The sequence below is a fragment of the Nostoc sp. XA010 genome (assembly GCF_020829625.1).
Lineage (GTDB): Bacteria > Cyanobacteriota > Cyanobacteriia > Cyanobacteriales > Nostocaceae > Nostoc.
In genome coordinates this window covers 16,065-36,157 of the sequence record NZ_JAIVFX010000002.1, presented here as the reverse complement: position 1 = coordinate 36,157, position 20,093 = coordinate 16,065, and the positions used below count along the sequence as shown (strand labels likewise).

Annotated in this window: 23 protein-coding genes and 1 tRNA gene; 9 read left to right on the top strand and 15 right to left on the bottom strand. The window is 42.2% G+C overall.

The features are described from left to right. Nucleotides 1-78 precede the first annotated feature (78 nt). Nucleotides 79-417: a hypothetical protein gene (locus LC608_RS03040; RefSeq protein WP_229552122.1), complete on the top strand. Its 339-nt coding sequence runs from the start codon at nt 79-81 to the stop codon at nt 415-417. A gap of 11 nt (nt 418-428) precedes the next feature. On the opposite strand, the gene LC608_RS03035 is transcribed toward LC608_RS03040, so the two are convergent. The 12 genes from LC608_RS03035 to LC608_RS02980 all read right to left on the bottom strand — a co-directional run bounded on the left by LC608_RS03035 (nt 429) and on the right by LC608_RS02980 (nt 8,832). Next, nucleotides 429-656 carry a type II toxin-antitoxin system HicA family toxin gene (locus LC608_RS03035; RefSeq protein WP_229552121.1) on the bottom strand — a complete coding sequence of 76 codons (228 nt, stop codon included), beginning with the start codon at nt 654-656 and terminating at the stop codon, nt 429-431. After that, nucleotides 653-856 (bottom strand): type II toxin-antitoxin system HicB family antitoxin, encoded by a 204-nt coding sequence (locus LC608_RS03030; protein ID WP_229552120.1) that lies wholly within the window; start codon nt 854-856, stop codon nt 653-655. The genes LC608_RS03035 and LC608_RS03030 overlap by 4 nt, the downstream gene beginning before the upstream one ends. Before the next feature lie 267 nt (nt 857-1,123). After that, nucleotides 1,124-1,864, bottom strand: coding sequence for a Uma2 family endonuclease (locus tag LC608_RS03025; RefSeq protein WP_229552119.1), 741 nt, complete (start codon nt 1,862-1,864; stop codon nt 1,124-1,126). Nucleotides 1,865-2,015: 151 nt separating this feature from the next. Then, nucleotides 2,016-2,324 (bottom strand): KGK domain-containing protein, encoded by a 309-nt coding sequence (locus LC608_RS03020; protein WP_229552118.1) that lies wholly within the window; start codon nt 2,322-2,324, stop codon nt 2,016-2,018. Nucleotides 2,325-2,547: 223 nt separating this feature from the next. Further along, complete coding sequence (gene ccsB, locus LC608_RS03015; RefSeq protein ID WP_229552117.1) at nt 2,548-3,606, bottom strand: c-type cytochrome biogenesis protein CcsB; 1,059 nt, start codon at nt 3,604-3,606, stop codon at nt 2,548-2,550. Between the two features lie 187 nt (nt 3,607-3,793). Next, nucleotides 3,794-5,542: a DUF3352 domain-containing protein gene (locus LC608_RS03010; protein ID WP_229552116.1), complete on the bottom strand. Its 1,749-nt coding sequence runs from the start codon at nt 5,540-5,542 to the stop codon at nt 3,794-3,796. A gap of 225 nt (nt 5,543-5,767) precedes the next feature. Beyond that, a complete protein-coding gene (locus LC608_RS03005) occupies nt 5,768-5,968 on the bottom strand; it encodes a hypothetical protein (RefSeq protein WP_229552115.1) in 201 nt (66 codons plus the stop codon). A 27-nt stretch (nt 5,969-5,995) separates the two neighbouring features. Further along, nucleotides 5,996-6,559, bottom strand: coding sequence for a Uma2 family endonuclease (locus LC608_RS03000; RefSeq protein ID WP_229552114.1), 564 nt, complete (start codon nt 6,557-6,559; stop codon nt 5,996-5,998). A gap of 87 nt (nt 6,560-6,646) precedes the next feature. Continuing rightward, nucleotides 6,647-7,210, bottom strand: a complete 564-nt coding sequence (locus tag LC608_RS02995; RefSeq protein ID WP_229552113.1) for a Uma2 family endonuclease — start codon at nt 7,208-7,210, stop codon at nt 6,647-6,649. Nucleotides 7,211-7,241: 31 nt separating this feature from the next. Next, a complete protein-coding gene (locus LC608_RS02990; RefSeq protein WP_229552112.1) occupies nt 7,242-7,817 on the bottom strand; it encodes a Uma2 family endonuclease in 576 nt (191 codons plus the stop codon). A gap of 183 nt (nt 7,818-8,000) precedes the next feature. Further along, complete coding sequence (locus LC608_RS02985) at nt 8,001-8,624, bottom strand: chorismate lyase (RefSeq protein ID WP_229552111.1); 624 nt, start codon at nt 8,622-8,624, stop codon at nt 8,001-8,003. 127 nt (nt 8,625-8,751) lie between these two features. Continuing rightward, nucleotides 8,752-8,832: transfer RNA gene (locus LC608_RS02980), tRNA-Leu, on the bottom strand. Nucleotides 8,833-9,331: 499 nt separating this feature from the next. On the opposite strand from LC608_RS02980, the gene accC reads away from it, so the two are divergent. Further along, complete coding sequence (accC, locus tag LC608_RS02975; protein WP_229552110.1) at nt 9,332-10,675, top strand: acetyl-CoA carboxylase biotin carboxylase subunit; 1,344 nt, start codon at nt 9,332-9,334, stop codon at nt 10,673-10,675. Nucleotides 10,676-10,756: 81 nt separating this feature from the next. On the opposite strand, the gene LC608_RS02970 is transcribed toward accC, so the two are convergent. Next, complete coding sequence (locus LC608_RS02970) at nt 10,757-11,050, bottom strand: YggT family protein (protein ID WP_229552109.1); 294 nt, start codon at nt 11,048-11,050, stop codon at nt 10,757-10,759. Between the two features lie 257 nt (nt 11,051-11,307). Here LC608_RS02970 and psbX point away from each other — a divergent pair, with 257 nt between their 5' ends. The 4 genes from psbX to LC608_RS02950 all read left to right on the top strand — a co-directional run bounded on the left by psbX (nt 11,308) and on the right by LC608_RS02950 (nt 13,822). Then, nucleotides 11,308-11,427 (top strand): photosystem II reaction center X protein, encoded by a 120-nt coding sequence (gene psbX / locus LC608_RS02965; RefSeq protein WP_012412183.1) that lies wholly within the window; start codon nt 11,308-11,310, stop codon nt 11,425-11,427. Nucleotides 11,428-11,672: 245 nt separating this feature from the next. Next, nucleotides 11,673-12,593 carry a Ycf66 family protein gene (locus LC608_RS02960; protein WP_229552108.1) on the top strand — a complete coding sequence of 307 codons (921 nt, stop codon included), beginning with the start codon at nt 11,673-11,675 and terminating at the stop codon, nt 12,591-12,593. Between the two features lie 47 nt (nt 12,594-12,640). Continuing rightward, nucleotides 12,641-13,201, top strand: coding sequence for a TolB family protein (locus tag LC608_RS02955; RefSeq protein ID WP_109007294.1), 561 nt, complete (start codon nt 12,641-12,643; stop codon nt 13,199-13,201). 96 nt (nt 13,202-13,297) lie between these two features. Beyond that, nucleotides 13,298-13,822, top strand: coding sequence for a Tol biopolymer transporter periplasmic protein (locus LC608_RS02950; RefSeq protein ID WP_229552107.1), 525 nt, complete (start codon nt 13,298-13,300; stop codon nt 13,820-13,822). Between the two features lie 65 nt (nt 13,823-13,887). Here LC608_RS02950 and LC608_RS02945 read toward each other — a convergent pair whose 3' ends face one another. Beyond that, nucleotides 13,888-14,940, bottom strand: a complete 1,053-nt coding sequence (locus tag LC608_RS02945; protein WP_374108362.1) for a succinate dehydrogenase/fumarate reductase iron-sulfur subunit — start codon at nt 14,938-14,940, stop codon at nt 13,888-13,890. Between the two features lie 1,403 nt (nt 14,941-16,343). Here LC608_RS02945 and LC608_RS02940 point away from each other — a divergent pair. The 3 genes from LC608_RS02940 (at nt 16,344) to LC608_RS02930 (ending at nt 18,677) form a co-directional block, all read left to right on the top strand. Then, nucleotides 16,344-16,781, top strand: coding sequence for an AbrB family transcriptional regulator (locus tag LC608_RS02940; RefSeq protein ID WP_109007297.1), 438 nt, complete (start codon nt 16,344-16,346; stop codon nt 16,779-16,781). 286 nt (nt 16,782-17,067) lie between these two features. Further along, nucleotides 17,068-17,937: a lysostaphin resistance A-like protein gene (locus LC608_RS02935; protein ID WP_374108361.1), complete on the top strand. Its 870-nt coding sequence runs from the start codon at nt 17,068-17,070 to the stop codon at nt 17,935-17,937. A 119-nt stretch (nt 17,938-18,056) separates the two neighbouring features. Further along, nucleotides 18,057-18,677: a hypothetical protein gene (locus LC608_RS02930; protein WP_229552106.1), complete on the top strand. Its 621-nt coding sequence runs from the start codon at nt 18,057-18,059 to the stop codon at nt 18,675-18,677. A 228-nt stretch (nt 18,678-18,905) separates the two neighbouring features. Here LC608_RS02930 and LC608_RS02925 read toward each other — a convergent pair whose 3' ends face one another. Continuing rightward, the gene (locus LC608_RS02925) at nt 18,906-20,027 is read right to left on the bottom strand and encodes a geranylgeranyl reductase family protein (protein ID WP_229552105.1); all 1,122 of its coding nucleotides are present in this window, start codon (nt 20,025-20,027) and stop codon (nt 18,906-18,908) included. Between the last annotated feature and the right edge of the window lie 66 nt (nt 20,028-20,093).

Here is a 20,093-nt window from a genome sequence, read left to right as displayed (position 1 = left end):
GTGGTTTAAGTAAATGAAAATTGCTGTAATGAGTCTTTTATACTAGTGGACGAGTCTTTGATACTCGTGAATGAGTCTTTGAACTCCATTAATGAACCTTTGAGCTTCGGTCGTGAACCTCAGAGCTTCGTGAATGAGTCTTTGAACTCCATCAATGAACCTTTGAGCTTCGTTCGTGAACCTCAGAGCTTCGTTAATGAACCTTTGAGCTTCATTAATGAACCTCAGAGCTTCGTGAATGAGTCTTTGAGCTTCATTCGTGAACCTCAGAGCTTCGTTAATGAACCTTTGAGCTTCATTCGTGAACCTCAGAGCTTCGTTGATGAACCTTTGAGCTTTGTTGATGAGTCTTTACAGCAATTCAGGACAGAGAATCAGGATTTATGCCGAGCGATCGCTAACGATAAAAATATTTAAATGTTTGGACTTTACAACAAATCTAAAAATTTTTCTAAGTTTATCCGAGCTTGTTTTAATATCTTAGCCAGTGTAGTGCGTTTAACTGGCCGATGGGCAGGAACAGTCAATTTCAAAACTTCATCCGGCATTTGTTTTTGCAGTCTAATGTGACTACCTCTTTGACGTACAACTGTCCATCCATCTCGCTCTAAAGCTGTAATAATCTCAATGTATGACAAGCTAGGAACTTTAGTCACAAAACCAATTCCTTCACTATGGCTCCCTGTCCAATTATCAATTCTTCTTCCAGTGGTTCCAAGTAAAGTTTTATCGCTTCTTGAATATTTTCTACTGCTTCATCAACAGTTTCGCCTTCACTAATGCATCCTGGAAGTGTAGGGACGAAAACTGTATAACCACCTTCATCGCTTGGTTCTAATACTACTTTTATATTCATAGATTACTTGACTTCCTATTAGTGTGGACTTTGTTAATGTAGCAGAAGTTTTTTAAATTAAATCAGGATCTACACCAAGCGATGTCTAACGACAAGCCGCTGACGCTCCAACTCTTGGAGACGCTACGCGAACGTCGCTACCGCTTCTCTACGAGAGGCTTGTCTGCGACACGCTCCGCGTAGCTTGCTTCCACGGAGTGGTACGCCAACGCTAATGCGTCTACGCAATTGTTATGCTTTATTTCATTAATGAATTTTGATAGCAATTCAGGTGAGAGAATCAGGATCTATGCCGAGCGATCGCAACCGTTCTTGTAATAATTGAACTTTTTGTTCTGCTTGCTGCGCTTTTTGTTCTGCTTGCTGCGCTTTTTGTTCTGCTTGCTGTGCTTTTTGTTGAGCAAGTTTTTTGTCTTCTTCTGGTGTTAAAAGCTTTTGCCCTTGCTGGTTATACCAATACATCCACTCGCGTGGAATGCCTAAATAAGTTCCCTGTTCTATGCCAATTCCTAAACTAATCTCTGGCAGCCAAACAGGATTACCATCTTGAAATTCATAAACATTATTAACTAATTTGTAAACTTCTAAACGTGGCTTACGGCGACGAAATGGATTGTAAACTACATAATACAAAATCCCCAATCTTGCATACTCTGCTTTCTTGGTTGAGTACTCACCACGATATGTCTGAGATACCACCTCCAGCACTAATATGGGTAGTTTCTTCTCTTCCCAAAGAACGTAACTAGGGCGGAGGTTTTGATCATAAAATCGCTCTACGCCCAAACTCAAAAATCCATCTGGGACTATCGCTGGTAAATCTGGGTCATGATAAATCCCCATATCTACACCAAAAAACCAATCCATGCGCTCTGGCCAAGCCATTGCTAGGGTAGCTTTGAGTAAACCGGGAATTAAATCTTGTAATTCATTATCCACAGGGGTATCGTCAGAGTCTGGCAGTTCCTCAGATGAAGGCAAACAAGCTAATGGATCGTACTTTAGCATGATGGGTTTACTCTTTCTCAGTTATTAGTACATCTTTATTTTATTAATGAATTTTGATAGCATTTCAGCACATCCTATTTTATTTGCAAACATAGAGAGACTCAAATCCCCGACTTCTTAAATAAGTCGGGGATCTTTTCGTAATTGGATATTAGTTTTCTACTTGTTTGAGCCTTTGAAAAATTTCATCAAGTGGCGACTCAGATTCATCAGGACAAAATTCTAAAGCAAGTCTAACTTTTCCTTTTTTCCATCCCTGAGTACTAAATTGCAAAACCTCACAATTTAATCCTTCGGTATACAAATTTACTTCATCTGCCTCGTCTGCTCCAATATATTCCTTAATTGCTGTAATCAAATCACGAACTTTAAAAGTTTTAGCAATATTTAACTTATTAAAACTGTCTGGTTCTATAGACACAACTTCATCATGGTTTAGTCTCTCGAATCCATCTTCCATAAAAATCTCCTGTCAATAAATCTATATTTTCCAGGGATATAACAGTTCATCCGAAACAAAATGATGATTTTATAGATTTAGTGCTAGTCAAATAAAAGTTTAGTAATAATTTGATGTACGATAAATTAGCCTAGAATTCTCGCGTTACCCCTCCCCAACCCTCCCCAAAGCATCGGGGAGGGTGCGCGGCAGCACGGGTGGGGTAGTTTTATTTAAACGGTTCTTAAAAGAACCAACCGTAAGAATGTAAACCTTTACCCAAAAGATTCACACCGAGATAGCAAACCCAAATCACAACAAAGCCGGTGGCGGCTAAAATTGCCGGACTACGCCCTTGCCAACCGCGAGTGATTCGGGCGTGGAGATAGGCAGCGAACACTAACCAGGTGATTAATGCCCAAGTTTCTTTGGGGTCCCAACTCCAGTAGGAACCCCAAGCTTCGTTAGCCCAAACGCCACCGGCAATAATACCAATTGTCAGCAGGGGAAATCCTAGCCCAATGATGCGATAGCTGATGTTGTCGAGGGTTTCGGCAAGGCTAAGGCGCTGGGGTGAAAGAGGTTCGGCAGATGCTATTTGAGACTCAGAGGTAGTTATTAAACCCAAAACTGCGGTGTTACCGTTACCGTTGCCGTTGCTACTAGTTTCAAAACGAGCAAAGCCGTTATTTTCGCCAGAAGGGGCTAATGGTTGAGAAATTAGCTCAGATGCTTTGTTTAAGCGGTAGCCGTTGCTTCGATAGCCACCAGTACCTACAGAACTACCTTGTAATTGGATGTTTTGACCGCGAGTCACAACTAAAAAAGCGATCGCTAATAACGCACCCACCATCAAAGCAGAATAACTCAACATCATGACGCTGACATGCATCATCAGCCAATTTGACTTCAAGGCAGGTACTAGCGGTTCTGACGTTTGCATCTGGGATGGTAATGTGATGGTAGCAAAAGCAGCGATCAACATTGCCACAGGAGCTGTAACAACTCCTACTAAGCGGCTACGGCTACTACTTTCAGCAATTAGATGGACGGTGGTAATTCCCCAAGTTAAGAAAAACAGGGACTCATAGAGATTACTTAAGGGAAAGTAACCAGCTTCTATCCATCGTGCCCCTAGTAGAGTTGCCATGCACAAATTAGCGATCGCCATCCCAGCTGTCCCCAAAGCGGCTAAATAAGGCAGATTCGGAAAAGCTGCTCCTCCCCAATACACGAGCATTGTTAGGAATAAAATGGCAAAGGAGGCATTGTCCAGCCAGTTCTGGAGTACAACCAAATTCATAAAGTCTTCTCTCCGTGGATAATTTAAAATATGGATTCTGACTGTTCTGATCCTATATGCTTAGAGGGTCATGGGACAGGGGAAATACGAAATAGGGAGTAAGGCATTAAGAAGAGATAAGGAAGAAACTTCTTCAATAGTTCTCCCTTGTATCCCCTCATGTCACTACTCCCCACTCCCCACTCCCCTATCTAACAGAACTGCTCTTATTACTTTCTGGACTAGGTAAGGGAGTCGTGTTCCTAACTTTTTTAAGTGCTATAAAAATGTCGTAAAGGTTACTGCGACTGTCGCTGACTGCGGATGTCATGCCAATTGAGCGCGTTGCATCAAGCAAAGCTTGTTGATTGGGAATTAGAGTTGGTAAAGGAAAATTTTTCACAGTTCGTTCCACATCCAGGAAAAACTGACCATTTGTCGGATTTGGTTCTGTGGGAACTGTTTGTTGGAAGGGGATAGTGCTAGCTAGTGTGGTGTTGGGTTTGGGAAGAATTTTATCAGTAACGGGAGCGCCTACTACTAGAAAGGCGACATCTCCATCTAACCAGCCGTGGGTGGCAGTTAAAGTACCATAGGGTGAAACCCAGTTAACAACGGGTTGTCCTGCGACTTTCGCCGGTTGGACTTGGAACTGGTATTGATTTCTCATCACCTCATCAAGCTGTTTTATTGATGCTTCAGCTGAATTATGATCCTTTGTCTGTACCATGAAGAGTAAACCCAGACGAAAATCATCTGGTGAACCTTGTTTTGGAGTAGTAGGAATCAGTGATAAGGAAAACTCGCCTTTCATCCAACTGAGCAAATCCTTATCTAAATCGAGAGTGGTAAGAGATTTTATACCACCTCTAAATTGTTCTGGTGCGATCGGTGAGAGGGGATTTCCTTGAGATGTTAAAACATAATCTCCCCACAACCTCTGTAAGTTCCCCCCCGAAAGCATCATTAAGGTTTCTGCTGGTACGCGGTTTTGCATTTGCCCAGCTTTGTTTTCTACCGCCAGCACCCGTTGACTATTAGGATTTAACCAAGAAACGCCCTTGAAACGGATTCCTTCTGCCTCTAAAGTCATTGTCCCTGCTAAACCTTGGTTATTTTGCAGTTGAGCCAAAACTTGAGCAGGTAAAGGGCGGTTTGGAGAAGCTGCGGCTATTTTAGCTGCTGTTGGTACATTGACGTAAAACTGGCCAAAGGGTTGGTAGTCGGCAATTTTTGGAAAGTTCTCAGCAAAGCCCCCTGTTGTAGCTAAAGATGTTTGATTTTTGTAAGCGTCAATTGCTCGTTCTGTGGCTTTGGGACTATCAGTTATAACTAAAAAACGCCCATCTAGTAATGCTGCTGAGAAGTTTTCTCCTGCTTGTCCCTCACTTTGTTTAATGGCGATCCCTTGATAAATACGGTCAATCCATTTGCCTTGTTTAAGGGTTTTGGGTTGTGCCAAAATATTTTTGGCGATTTCTGGGTTTTTCACTGGTAATACCATTACCATCGACTGCTGATCGTTGGCAGCATCTTCATTGGTGGTAACTGGTTTGGGTGCAGCTTTACTCGCTATTGCTGGGGCAAGAATTGCCATTGTAACGTCATTGCCTACCCAAGGAGCGATATCTTTCTGGAAGTCGTAACCGTTATTAGTGAGAAAGCGATCGCGCAATTCAACTAAATTTCTGTCCAGTTCTGCTTGGGTTTCTTTTGTGCCAAACTCCCGCAATTTCTGCCACTGCTGGGGATCTGTTGTCAGAGAAACCGCAAACAGGGCATCACCAGGAATAATATTTGCACCTACTAACAAATCGCTAGAAGATCGTTGTCTCTGGCTTAATAACCAGTATGCTGCACTTCCCACACCAATCAATAGCCCAGCAGCCGAGAGCGTCAGCACCAGAGACGGTTTCTTATTTTTCTTCATCGGAACAGACACAAGAGGCGGTGCCATTGAAACCTATACCTTATACTTGCAAACTTATTACTTGCTTGATTAGTCAAGTACACCAACAGGTTTAACCATTCTTTAGAACAGCTAATTATATTAAATTTTTCTACCCTAGATGTTGATGATACTTCGGTAATCAACCTTCCCTACTCTTTCAAAAGCTGTGTTTTTGACTCAGTTACCATTTTTAACACGCTTTGTTGAATTTCGTAGGACCTTTCCCTGAGATTAATTCCTTTGTCGGAAAGTTTTCGCAAGTAAATCTGTTATTCCAAGCAATTTGAGAATATAACTAACTCGACAAAGCTGCAACTCAAGTTCAGCTACTTGGCTTTGCTCGGTTGCGATATACGATCGCCTACGGTAGCCGGGTATGCGATCGCGCCACATCAAAAGTGCAGTATTTTTTGGGATAATGTGGTATAGCAAAGCTATACCTTCAGGCTTATCATTTACCTATACTTGCAACTCAAATCCAGGTAATATATCTTCTCCAGAAACAATCGCTGGCATTTGCACAACTTCTACAGCTTTCAAAAGTCGGTAAATTTCAACTTGGCGATCTTGAGGATTAATCAACCAACCCAAACGCAGACCATTTTTAATGTATTCTTGCATTTTCTCTTGAATTGGTGCAAGGCGATCTGTCTCCGATCGCAGTTCAATCAAAAAGTCGGGTACAAGTGGCGGAAATTTTTTTCGTTGTTCTGGTGTTAAAGCTTCCCACCGCTCCAATTTTACCCAAGCCGCATCAGGGGAACGTTTTGCACCGTTGGGAAGTATAAAGATAGTTGAAGAACTAAAAACTTTCCCTAATTTTGCTTGACGATTCCAAATTTCTAAATCAGCGATCAGTCCAGCTTCTTGATTTCCGCTTTCTCCTCCTACTGGTGGCACAATTATTAATTCTCCAGATGCATTCATTTCCAGGTTTAAATCACCATTGGCAATACACAATTGATAAAATTGCTCATCGCTTAAATGAGCAATTGGTTCTAGATTTAGCACAACAGTATTCATGAAACCTTTCCTTGTGTCTTTCTTGCTAACATCAGTAGGAAATTCTTGCTTGTTGAAAGATTTCTTGAGGTGTAATTTGCAACCCTCCTATACTTGCAATTCAAATCCAGGTAATATATCTTCTCCAGAAACAATTGCTGGCATTTGTATAACTTCTACAGCTTTCAAAAGTCGGTAAATTTCAACTTGACGATCTTGAGGATTAATCAGCCAACCCAAACGCAGACCATTTTTAATATATTCCTGCATTTTCTCTTGAATTGGTGCAAGGCGATCTGTCTCCGATCGCAGTTCAATCACAAAGTCGGGTACAAGTGGCGGAAATTTTTTTCGTTGTTCTGGTGTTAAAGCTTCCCATCGCTCCAATTTTACCCAAGCAGCATCAGGGGAACGTTTTGCACCGTTGGGAAGTATAAAGATAGTTGAAGAACTAAAAACTTTCCCTAATTTTGCTTGACGATTCCAATTATTTAAGTCTGTAATTAAATCTGCTTCTTGATTTCCGCTTTCTCCTCCTACTGGTGGCACAATTATTAATTCTCCGGCTGCATTCATTTCCAGGCTTAAATCACGATTGGCAACGCACAATTGATAAAATTGCTCATCGCTTAAATGAGCAATCGGTTCTAAATTTAGCACAACAGTATTCATTAAACCTTTCCTTGTGTCTTTGTTGCTAACATCAGCAGGAAATTCTTGCTTGTTGAAAGATTTCTTGAGGTGTAATTTGCAGCCCTTCAAATAAGGAATCTTCTAAACTATCGATACCACGTTTGGTTTGAGGGAGAATATCAGGAAAAAAAATAGTAATAGTTTTTGCTCTAAAATCAATAATCCAAACTCGTTGAACTTTAGCTTTTAGATAATCAGTGGCTTTTTCGGTCATTTCTCCGAAAGTTTGACCGGGGGAGATAATTTCAATGACTAATTCGGGTGCAACAGGACAAGCCTCATCTTGCAACCAATCAGCAGAAAGACGATTATAAGAAACATAAGTCAAATCTGCTACAGGAACCCAGTCTTGTTGATTTCTTGTTAGCTTAATTGCCCATTCAATTACAACCCGCCCCTTTCCTTGCGCCCATGCAGACAATAGTATAAATAACGCACCTGTTATAGAACTATGAAAAAATTTTGGTGCCATCTCATCGTTTTTGAATTTGGGAACAGCTTCTCCATCAATGAGTTCGTAGGTAATATCTCCTTCGGGAAGTGCGAGAAATTCTTCGAGGGTGAATTGGGTTTTAAGTTGAATCATGGTTGAACTTGGGGAATGACTCTATTTTAGAGAGGATGCGATCGCCTAAAACGGCAAACCATCACCGAAAACTCATTATTTTAACGGCACTAATACCAAATTTGATAATTTCATTGTATGATTTCAGCTACTTGGTTTTGCTCGGTAGCGATCGCCTACGCCATTGCACCACATCATGCCTTTTTACTGATTTTTGGAATTTAATTGCATATCTCCCAAATATTTAGTTAAATAAGGCGAAAAAACTTCATAAATTAACGTTAATGGCTGTCCATGATGCCAAAACAAGTAATGGCGACCCCAAAAAGGCCCAGTTACATCAAAACCGGACTCTAGGGCCGATGAGTCACCATAGTAAATTCCTCGAACATCCCGATACAACTCTGTGCGGAGACGAGCTAAACTCGCCCAAATTGGTAATGAACGATTTTGCAAATACTCATCTACATGACTAGCTTCCCACCACGAGGTTGCATAGGCTAATCGCTGACCAGAAGCGGTACGCAGCCAGACTTGCCGCCGTAATCGCGGCCCTGGGACAGCTTGGATTAAATCAGGAGCGCCATCTAAGTCCATGCCAATCAATGACATATCAATAACATCTACTTCTACAGGCTCACCTGTAAGCAATTCTAGGTGACGTGTTGGAGAGCCGTCACCCAAAAGCATTAGCTGCCAAGCCGGTGCTAGCTGAGTATGAGGTAAACTTTTTTGAATTATTTCCTCCCCTCCTTGCCAAATCGGAGTGAGGCGATGCCAAGCTGCTGGCAGTGTTAAGTTGTTTGTCGCCGTAAAAGTAATACTCAATGCTTTTTACAAAACTTCACGTATCTCTATAAAAGCATAAAAAACCAGAGGTATACCAAGATTTAAGGGCCAACGGTCTAAGGTCTATTGACCCTCGACTATTGACCCTTGACTAATAAACAAAATATGCGGATGGCGAGACTCGAACTCGCAAGGCAAAGCCACACGCACCTCAAGCGTGCGCGTATACCAATTCCGCCACATCCGCACGGGTTGTCTAAACATAGACTATAGCATAAGAAACTAATTATAGTAAGGTGATATCTAAAGTTATATTTCTCAAAAATATAAATTTCCTCAAGGCTGTATCAGACTGACAGAAATCTAGCATCTGCACAAGTGATATTAAAAAGGGTAGAGCGACTGTGAGAGGTGTGGTGCGATCGATCATCGCATACCCGCCTGACGTAGGCGATGTTTATAACGGGCTATGACGCTCTCTACGAGACGCAAACTCGCGAACGCAAACTCGCTAACGCTACGCTATCGGCGTCACCAAAACCCAGTTTAGTAAGCTAACTAAGACTTACAGCAGCAATGTTGTTAGTCTAGTAAGACTCGTAGAGGCAGCAAGCCTGCAATATGCGAGTTTGCTTAGTAATCAGGGTGGCGAATCTCCTGTGATAATTTGAAATAATGCGAAAGCGTCGTTCCAAGTTGGATCAGAGAAAATGTCAATCTACTGGTAATGACATCGAAACTAAAAAATGAAGTTTGACAAAATATTAATTGCCAATCGGGGAGAAATTGCCCTTCGCATTCTCCGCGCCTGTGAAGAAATGGGAATTGCGACAGTCGCGGTTCATTCCACCGTTGACCGGAATGCTCTCCACGTCCAACTTGCTGATGAAGCGGTTTGTATTGGCGAACCTGCTAGCAGTAAAAGTTATTTGAATATTCCCAATATTATTGCTGCCGCATTGACGCGCAATGCGACTGCGATTCATCCAGGCTATGGCTTTTTGGCAGAAAATGCCCGGTTTGCGGAAATCTGTGCCGACCATCATATTGCTTTTATCGGCCCAACTCCAGAAGCTATAAAGCTGATGGGGGATAAATCCACTGCCAAAGAAACCATGCAAAAAGCTGGAGTTCCGACAGTACCAGGTAGTGAGGGGTTGGTAGAATCCGAGGAAGAAGGATTAAGATTTGCCAAGGATATCGGCTATCCAGTGATGATCAAAGCCACAGCCGGTGGTGGCGGACGGGGTATGCGCCTAGTTCGTTCTGAAGATGAATTTGTCAAACTTTTCTTAGCAGCCCAAGGGGAAGCAGGAGCAGCTTTTGGTAATTCTGGCGTTTATATAGAAAAATTTATTGAACGTCCCCGCCACATCGAATTTCAAATATTGGCGGATAACTACGGTAATGTCATCCACTTGGGCGAAAGGGATTGCTCAATTCAGCGCCGGAATCAAAAGCTACTAGAAGAAGCACCAAGCCCGGCTCTCGACCAAGACCTGCGTGAGAAAATGGGACAAGCTGCTGTCAAAGCTGCCCAATTCATTAATTACAGTGGGGCGGGTACTATTGAGTTTCTCTTGGATAGATCGGGTAAATTCTACTTTATGGAAATGAACACCCGGATTCAAGTAGAACATCCTGTAACAGAGATGATTACTGGAATAGATTTGGTTGCCGAACAAATTCGGATTGCTCAAGGGGAAAGACTTAAGCTTACCCAAGAGCAAGTAGTCTTGCGGGGTCATTCTATTGAGTGCCGGATCAACGCTGAAGACCCAGAGCATGACTTTCGCCCTTCTCCTGGACGCATTAGTGGCTATCTTCCCCCTGGAGGCCCTGGTGTTCGCATTGATTCCCACGTTTACACAGATTACCAAATCCCGCCTTACTACGATTCCTTAATCGGTAAGTTAATTGTTTGGGCCCCAGACCGACCCACTGCTATTAACCGCATGAAACGCGCACTCCGGGAATGTGCCATCACTGGACTACCTACCACCATTGGGTTTCATCAAAGAATTATGGAAACTCCACAATTTTTGCAGGGTAATGTCTATACAAATTTTGTGCAGGAAATGAACGGCTAGGGAGTGGGGAGTGGCGAGTAGGGGGAGATGAGGGAGATGGAGTGTAACCAATGCCCCATCCCCATCCCCAATGCCCAATCCTTAATTCACACGAGATAGCATAGTCAGCAATCCTTGTTGACCTAGTAATATTTCTCGCACCAGACTGAAGATACCAACCCAAATAATAGGTGTAATGTCCACTCCGCCTATAGGTTGTACCAGTTTTCGCAATGGCACTAAAAATGGTTCGGTGGGCCAAGCTATTAAATTAAAGGGCAAACGATTCAGATTCACTTGCGGATACCAAGTGAGAATGATCCGAAATATAAATAAAAATGTCATCAGCCCTAATACAGGGCCAAGAATCCAAGCAGTCAGGTCAACACCAGTCATCGGTTTAAGGTACTATCTATCGTAAAGAAAAAAAACTTAGGCAACGGCAAGCCGCGCTTCGCTAACGCCACAAAATTTGAAGCTTTGTAAAGCACTCTCATCATCATTTTAACCAAATGCTGCCACTTCCTTCTGGAATAGAAAAGCAAACTCGCTCACAGCAGTTACCAAGTTTGACAGTTCAGAGTTAGAGGCTTCTCAAGAAAGTAATACACTATTAAAATTAGGATGAAGTGTGTAAAAAAAGGTTTAGAAGTATGACGCCTTCTTTAGCAAATTTTCTTTGGAGTCTGTTATGGGGTACTGCAATTGTTGTGATACCCGTTACAGTTGGTCTAATTTTCATTAGCCAAAAAGATAAAATTCAGCGCTCATAATGCTTATGAGAGTCAGTTTGACTCTCACAAGCGATTGTCTGTTAGCTATTTATAATTGCACTAAAAGCAGCAGTATTTGCCGCTAGAAGTAGTTGTAGCTAACAGACATAGGTTTTTTTATTTTTTGGTGAACAGCTTCAGAGCTTCTTTGCCAGAGGCTTTGAAGCTTCAATATATCGTGACTAATTACAGTAGTGATTTTAATTGTGACTCGCTAACATAGATTTGATATTGGGAAAACAGCAATGATAAATTTTGGGCTGAACTCAGCCAGTTTTCTGGCTCAGGTAAATTTTGGGGCAAACTCAGCCAGTATTCTAGGAATTTTCCTGGCTGTGGCTGGGGCAGCACTGTATTTTCTCCGCACTGTGCGTCCAGAATTGTCACGGGATCAAGATATCTTTTTTGCGGCAGTCGGTTTGCTCTGCGGCTTCATTCTCGTGTTTCAAGGATGGCGCTTAGACCCGATTCTACAATTTGGTCAACTGCTATTAGTTGGCACAACTGTGTTTTTTGCAGTTGAAAGTATTCGTCTGCGGAGTATAGCGACCCAGCAAGCAAAGCGCAACACTCCGATTGTGGACGATGAGCGAGAGGTAAGCGGAAACTATTCAATGAACCGCAACCGCAAGAAGTATGGGGCTGAGATGGAGGCAGACTTAGATCCACTGCCTTATGAAGACGAGGAAGACCGCCCCGTGCGTGCCCGGATTCGCGGTAGCAGGGATGAGATTTCAACTCGTGATGACTACTACGAGGAGCAACCCCCCCGTCGTTCAGAACGCCGCAACAGCAGCAGTAGTGAAAGACAGACCCCAGTAGATAGAACGCGGCGGCGGACTTCTGGGCGTCCTGTGAATCGCCCTTCTGAAACCTCTGAAGAAGAAAATTGGGGTTCTTCATCTAGGCAAGTTGATGATTGGGAAAGTTCGAAAGGAGAAGCCAGAAAACCTTCTCGGCGTAATAATAACGGATCTGGGCGTCCAGAAAGCCGGGAAGATGATGTTGCTCCCAGACCAAGAAGGCGTCGTCCACCAACGGATTCAACTCCTCGAAGACCGCGCGAAGATGATGAGGCGATCCCAACTGATTATGTGCCATACAACCCAGTTGAAATGCCAAATGAGGGGCGAGATAATTCGACCGATTTTGATGACGATGTTTAAAACAGTTGGGGTGACACTAGGTTTAAAGGCGACGGAAAACAGTTGAGGTGGAAAAATTTACGCCTACATTTTGGCTCCAAAGACCAATTCATTGGAGCCTGGTTTTTGGCTTAACCAGTTTGCTTGCATCTTGTGGTTATAACGATATTTCTATAGGGCCTACTTCCCTCAACAGTCGCTACACTGAGGAGCAACCTGCTTTAAGTGGAAATGGGCGCTTTTTAGCGTTTGTATCTAATCGGAATGGTAATCAGCAGCTACTGGTTTTCGATTTGGAGAGGCAACTGTTTATTGGTACACCGGGCATAAACCGAGCGGAGACAATTGCTGAAAGTCCTAGCTTGAGCTATACCGGGCGTTATATTGCTTATCTTACTAGTGACCAAGGTAGACCAGTGGTGGCGCTTTACGATCGCGCTACACAACAGTCGCAAATCGTCACACCAACCTATCGCGGCTGGGTCAGAAAACCAAATATCAGCCCTGATGGACGTTATGTTGTCTTTGAAACCGCCAGCCGTGGTCAGTGGGATATTGAAGTCCTAGACCGAGGGCCAAATATTGAGTTAGATATTCCTAATGGTGCAACCGTAGGTTCACCTCCGTAGGGGAGCAGGGAGTAGAGGTAAAGGAGCAGGGGAGGCAGGGGAGGCAGGGGAAGCAGGGGGAGAATAATTATTGATTAATAGCTAATTACTATATATATGAAACGTGTTTTTTTTATACCTGCATTTTTATGCCTAAGTTTATTGACTGGGTGTTTTGGCTACCCTCGCCTTTTGAGTTATCCCTTTGATCCGGGGGGGCGGAGTCTCAATAGTTTAGCGTCGGAATTAAACCCCCAAATTTCTCAGAGATACATTGTTTTTATTACTGACCGACGCGGTAGCCAAGATGTTTATATGTTTGATACAGTCACTCGTGATTTGGTTGATTTGCCGGGTTTAAACTCCCTCGATGCGATCGCAACTCATCCTAGCGTTTCACAAGATGGTCGTTATGTAGTGTTTGGTGCTAGCCGTCAGGGGCGATCGGCTATTTTTCTCTATGACAGGGAAACACGCCAATCACGAAATTTGACTAATAGCCTACAATCTGAAGTCCGCAACCCTACAATTAGCGCTGATGGTAGTAGGATTGCTTTTGAATCCAGTAACAACGGTCAGTGGGATGTTTTAGTATATGACCGTTATGGGCAACCGTTGAATATACCTCAAGAACCACGTTGAACTACAGTTAGGAGTTAGGACTGAGGAGTTATAAGTTAAAATTCCTAACTCCTAACTCATAACTGCTAACTTTTGTTTTCTACTTGTTGCACAGATTCAATGAGCGATCGCACTTGTTCTGTCCCTTCAGAAGGTTCAAAGGACAAGGGAAACTTACCCCGGAGGATCATCCGCAAACCGAGGGGTGCAAGACTGAGTAATCCTCTTAAATCTTTAAAGTAGTTACCGACAACTTGTAAACCAAATTGACGTTCATCAATCCAACCACCTTCTTTAACTAAATCCACCAATACTTTTCGGTGACGAATTGAGCGACTATCACTGGCTTGTTTGTGGGTGAGAATTTCTTGTTTAATTTTGGTGATTTGTTCTAATGGTGCAACCTCCATTGGACAAACTGAATCACAGTACAAACAACGGGTGCAACCCCATACGCCTTTAGTACCTTCGTTGTAGCTTGCTAAACGATTTTCGGTGTCGCTATCGCGGGAGTCTGCTACCATCCGGTAAGCTTTAGCAAGGGCATGGGGACCAACAAAGTTTGGATCAACTTCACGGGCATTGCATTCAGAGTAACAAGCACCACACATAATACAGTTACCAGTTTGATCGAGGCGCGATCGCTCTTGTGGTGTTTGCAAAAACTCTCTTTCTGGTACTTGTCGTGCTGCTGTACTCACATAAGGAGCAACTGCTTCTAGATTATTCCAGAAGCTGCTCATATCTACAACCAAATCTTTAATCACGGGCATATTCCCTAGAGGAGCGATCGTGATTTCGGGAATGGCATTTACTTTACTTTGGGATGATGCTATTTGTTGTAATCTGGCAAGTTCACTGCCAACATTTTCCTTACAAGCTAAAGCCGAACGCCCATTAATTCGCATAGCACAGCTACCACAAATTGTATTACGGCAATTTTTGCGAAATGCCAAAGTTCCATCTTGCTCCCACTTAATATGATTGAGGCAATCCAGGATTGTATTACCTGGTTCTGCCTCTACGAGGTAGGTTTGCACCACTGGGGAGGAATTTTGTTGCTGTCGAATGACCTTAAAAATAACTTCCATGACCACTAACCAATATTTTAAAATTGCTTCACCAGCCTCAACAATCATGAGTAAAGGCAGGGAGTTCTGAAAAGTGAGCTATACTTTTTTGCTCTTCATTAAAAGCCTGGTGTTAATAGGCTGACCATGAAAGAGCGACTGATTCTAGTTTAACGATAACCATTCAAAGTTTACTTGTAGCAGCGCTATAGGCAAGATTTGTGTCAAATTCTCAGATAAAACGCCAAAAATGTAATCATACCTTTGCCTTGAATTTACCTGTTTAGGAATGTAAACGAAAGAGCAATTTACCTTCATCTCTGACTTAGCGATCATATCCCAATTAAATGCATGTCAGGTTAGCGACACCTCTTGATGCCAACTTGAGTTAGAGCAACTAACTAGAAAATTCAGCAGAAGCCACGCTTGACGGAATTTTTTGATTATATAGAAGTGTAAAAGGGTATGTTCAATATATAGTAGTGGCAATCAAGCGATAGGCAGATGTTAAGAGATTTATTCTTCCCGTAGACAGACGTACAAAATTCTCTGACTGCTTTTGAGCAAAAGATAATAAACTGAGGAAAAATCCTCACCAGTTTAAAATAAAAGTTATTGTACCGGGAATCCCGGATGCGCGAGACTTTTAGATTTTTGCTTCCTCTCAATCAAGAAAATATTGAATTTAACACATTGGTCAAAACTGCTCGTCTAAATTAGATAAATTTTTATAAAAGGCATAGAGCAATACTCACGCTTGCAATAAAGGGTGAGGATTTTCCTCAGTGCTTTTTCCAAGCTTTCAGTCCAGGAATTTAAATAAAAATTTACCAGCAACTTTAATTCAAAATTAAACAACTATTTTGCTATTATTAGTCCATGCTAGTATTTAATATAAAATTACGAAGACACAAAACAGAATCAATAGCCGTATCAGCGCGGCTACTACTGCTTTGTTAAATCGTAATGTAGAGACAAGAAAATTCATGTCTCTACTGGCAGGACAAAAGGGCATAAGCCCCTAGGACTCTATTGAAATACTATGCTGTCCTAAGCTTGAGAGAATAAGTAGAAAAACTCTACCTTCTCATTGACCAGAGGGGCAAGCACTAGAAGTGGAAAACCTGCATTTTTTGGGATCTACAACTTATTTGGAGTAGAATTAACCCAATTTGAAAAGGTGGCTGAAAGTTACACCGCTACAGTAGCGCCAAAAGAGAAAATAATTTCATTTCTGATGGCGAATAATGGTTAAAAGTGCCGTGAAATCAGCGAAATCAATTTCTATGGCAACTATGACCTCTAACTGGTTGTGGACAACCATATATAGAAGTACTTTTGGCTCCTATCGGCAGAAATTGACCCGTTACACTAGAGTCCTAAGTAGCTCTATGCAAATGCTAAAAAGCCAAATGCTGACATGAGACTACATCGTTTTTCAGTTTGGAGAGAGTAAGGAAAATTTGAGCATAATGACTGAAACTGCAACCGCGCCATTAACCGGAAAAGCACTACTTGCTAAAGTAAAAGAACTTTCCACTTTACCACGCCGAGAAAGAGCTAAACAGTGCGGCTATTACACTGTTACTAAAAATAACCAGGTTCGTGTCAATCTCACTGATTTTTATGACGCTTTGCTATCGGCTAGGGGGATTCCTCTAAGTCCAGAAGCACCTAAAGATGGTCGTGGTCGTGAACCGACATATCGGGTTAGTGTCCATCAAAATGGTCAGATTGTGATTGGTGCCACATACACCAAAGCAATGGGCTTAAAGGCTGGGGATGAGTTTGAAATTAGGTTGGGATACAAACATATTCATCTGATTCAACTGGGTGAAAGTGACAAAAAACTAACCTCAGAAGATATAGACTCCGACGAATCGGACGAAGATTTGGAAGACGAAGAGTAAATTTGCTGATGGTAGGGATAAGTTTCAGGTTATGATAACTTATCCTTACCCCGACAGAAAACTAGTGCAGGTCGGCGGAAATAAACGTACTATTTCATTACAGCCATAAAGCTCAAAATTAAAGCTTTTTGACTTTTGACGTTTGACTTCCACCTTGCGGTACTAGTAGCTCTATTTAAAAAATTTTGTCATAAGTAAAGAATACGATTAGACCCCTTGCAAAAGTCACCAATTTTAGTAGAGTCTTGATTAATCAGCAAGAAATCTATAGTGCAAGAAGTCTATCGTGTTTTTTTTGTTTAGTTTAGTAACTTACTTTGAGTCTCCTATCAACGCTTTATTGGCGTTTATGGGAAATGCACCAGCACTAGTTGTAGTGATGGCATTTTTTATTTTCTGGATAGTTTGCTGGTTGCCAGTGGCAACAGTATCAGCAATATTGCTTAATTGGCAACCCCCTAAACCTTTACAGCCAGAGCAAAAGATGCCGTTATTGGTGTCACTCTACCTATTAGCTCCCCTAATTCTCTGGGGAGTTAGTTGGCTTACCAATAAATCTTTTTCGGATTACGGCTTTATTGGGAATCTTTCAACTATTGGTTCTTTAGCACTAGGTTTTGCTTTGGGAGTGGTGAGCCTAGCTATTGTATTTAGTGGGCAATTTGGGTTAGGGTGGTGTTCTTTTGAAAAGACGAATTTCAAGTTAGCGCTACCCATCTTGCTACCGATTTTCTTGATAGCGTTATTAGTCGGTGGGATAGAAGAGTTAGTTTTTCGCGGTTTCCTGTTTACTGAATTAGCGCAGGATTATCCAGTTTGGGTAGCAGCAGTAATTTCTAGTTTGATATTTGCCTTGCTGCATTTGGTTTGGGAGCAACGAGAAACCGCACCCCAACTCCCAGGATTGTGGCTGATGGGAATGGTGCTGGTGTTAGCACGCTTTGCCGATCGCAACAATTTGGGTTTAGCTTGGGGATTGCACGCGGGATGGATATGGGCGATCGCTACCATAGACACAGCAGAACTAATTACTTATACAGGTAAAGTCTCTGACTGGTTCACAGGTAAGAATAAAAAACCCCTAGCTGGCTTGGCAGGAATTATTTGTGTATTGGGAACTGGAGTGATTATCTGGTTTTTCTCTAGGTATTTTTAACTTCGCTTTAGGCTGCAATATTTGAGAGGCGAGCCTGCTAACGAAGCTTGCCTTTCAAATAATATCTTGCAAAGACCGACAAGCGATGCATTATTAAGATAGAACTGGAGCAGAAGTCTATGGCATACAGTGATTTTAGTCTTGTTAAAGTTAGAGATGCATTTAGCTTAACTTTGTCAGAGACACGCAATCTGTTTCTGACTGTAGGCGGGGTGCAGCCCTCTGACTTGCTAAAGCGGTTGCTGGATGAGAACCTAACTTTAGCAACTGCCATTAACAGTGAAAAAGCTCGTTCTGAGTTCTTAATCGCTCCTATTCTGTCTGAGGTCAGGCGACAGTTAAATTATCAGATCAGCTTATTTTCAGGTACAGAGTTCAATATTGATCCTGCTAAAGGACTCTCAGGCTTTTGTGACTTCATTATCAGCGCATCTCGTGAACAGTATTTTATCAGTGCCCCAGTAATCACTGTTATAGAGGCCAAAAATGAGAATATCATCGGTGGGTTGGGGCAATGTGCAGCTACAATGATTGCTGCTCAGATGTTCAATCAAAGAGCAGGAAATGATATTAAAGTCATATATGGAGTTGTCACAAGTGGAACCGCTTGGAAATTCTTGACTTTAGAACAGAATACTGTTTGCATTGATTCAGTAGAATATCATGTTAATGCAGTAGATAGAATTCTAGGAATTATATTGCAGACCTTTGAGAGTTCGTTGTCTAAAACCCTAGTTTAGAGAAATGCTAAGTAGATAGGCATAATTAAAGTGAAAATAGGGTGGGCGAGACGTCCACCCCACAAGAGATGATTAATTTTTGTAGGGTAGCATCTTTAGGACTTACGCACAGGTAACGGAAAATCGAACCACAGAGGCACAGAGAACACGGAGTAATAAGAGTTCGAGAGGTATTTTGCGTAATTCCTGATCTTGTCCACTAGAGATTCGTTAGCTAATCGCTAATACTTAACCTCCAAAGCCAGGAATTAAACGCTTGAGGGCGCGATCGGTAACGTCGCTATACCGCAGTTCTCCACAGAGAATCTTACCCATGATTTTGGCACCAGAGGGATGTTTAACACCAACTTTGTAGCCAATAGCAGGAAAGCGATAGAATGCTCCAGCTAATTTTTGTGCCCAAGCCATCTCAGTACCCCATTCTTCATTAATAGCTTCAGTATATTTTTCTAAAGCGTTGGTATCACCAGAAAGGGCGTCATTAATAGCTCCTGCTGCAATCAAACCGCTAAAAATTGACGGACGAATGCCTTCTGCTGTCATGGGATAAACTACACAAGCAGCTTCCCCAGCCAAAACTGCATTTTGGGTATGCAACTTTTGCTTTCCATTCCACAAGCAAAGGGGATAACCATAATGCTTGCTAGTTTTGATATCTAGATCAAACGATCGCGCGTACTCATCTAAAATCTTTTTAAAATCTTGGGGTTGACCACCAACAAATGTACCGATACCAATGGAATAACCATCCGCCTTCGGGAAGTTCCAAATATAGCCATTTTTCACCAAGCCCAACTCAAGGTGAATTGTAGATTTGTCTTTCACAGTTGCAGAAACTTCTGCTTCTAAAGCTGCTGCTAAACTGCGTTTACGGTCTTTGAAGCCTAGCCATTTTGCCATTGGCCCTTTAGCACCATCAGCCGCGATTAAGTAGCGACCTGTAACCGGCCCATTGGTTGTGTTAATTTGCCAATAGTCACTTTTAAATTCAATACCCGTTACTTCAGTATTATCTCGGAGTTCAGCCCCTTGCTTCTGCGCCTGCTGTACTAGGAAATGGTCAAAAATATCTCGTCGCACCATCCAGACTGGTTCTTCTGTGGCGATTTTTGCTTCCACTGGATCGCCCAATTTCCAGGTAAAGCGAAAGGAGTCGGCTTTTACAGAAATTGCTGGGCTAAAATCAAAGTCAAACCATTGAGCGATCGCTGGAGATACACCACCGCCACAAGGTTTATATCTTGGCAGGGATTCTTTTTCTAACACTAATACTGAGCGACCCTGTTTGGCTAAATGATATGCAGCTGTTCCACCAGCTGGCCCAGCACCGACGATGATGCAATCGTACATAAGGCTGAATTTTTGCTCCTGAATTAGTTTAATTAATTTTTGTTAATATCTAACAAATGATAAAGG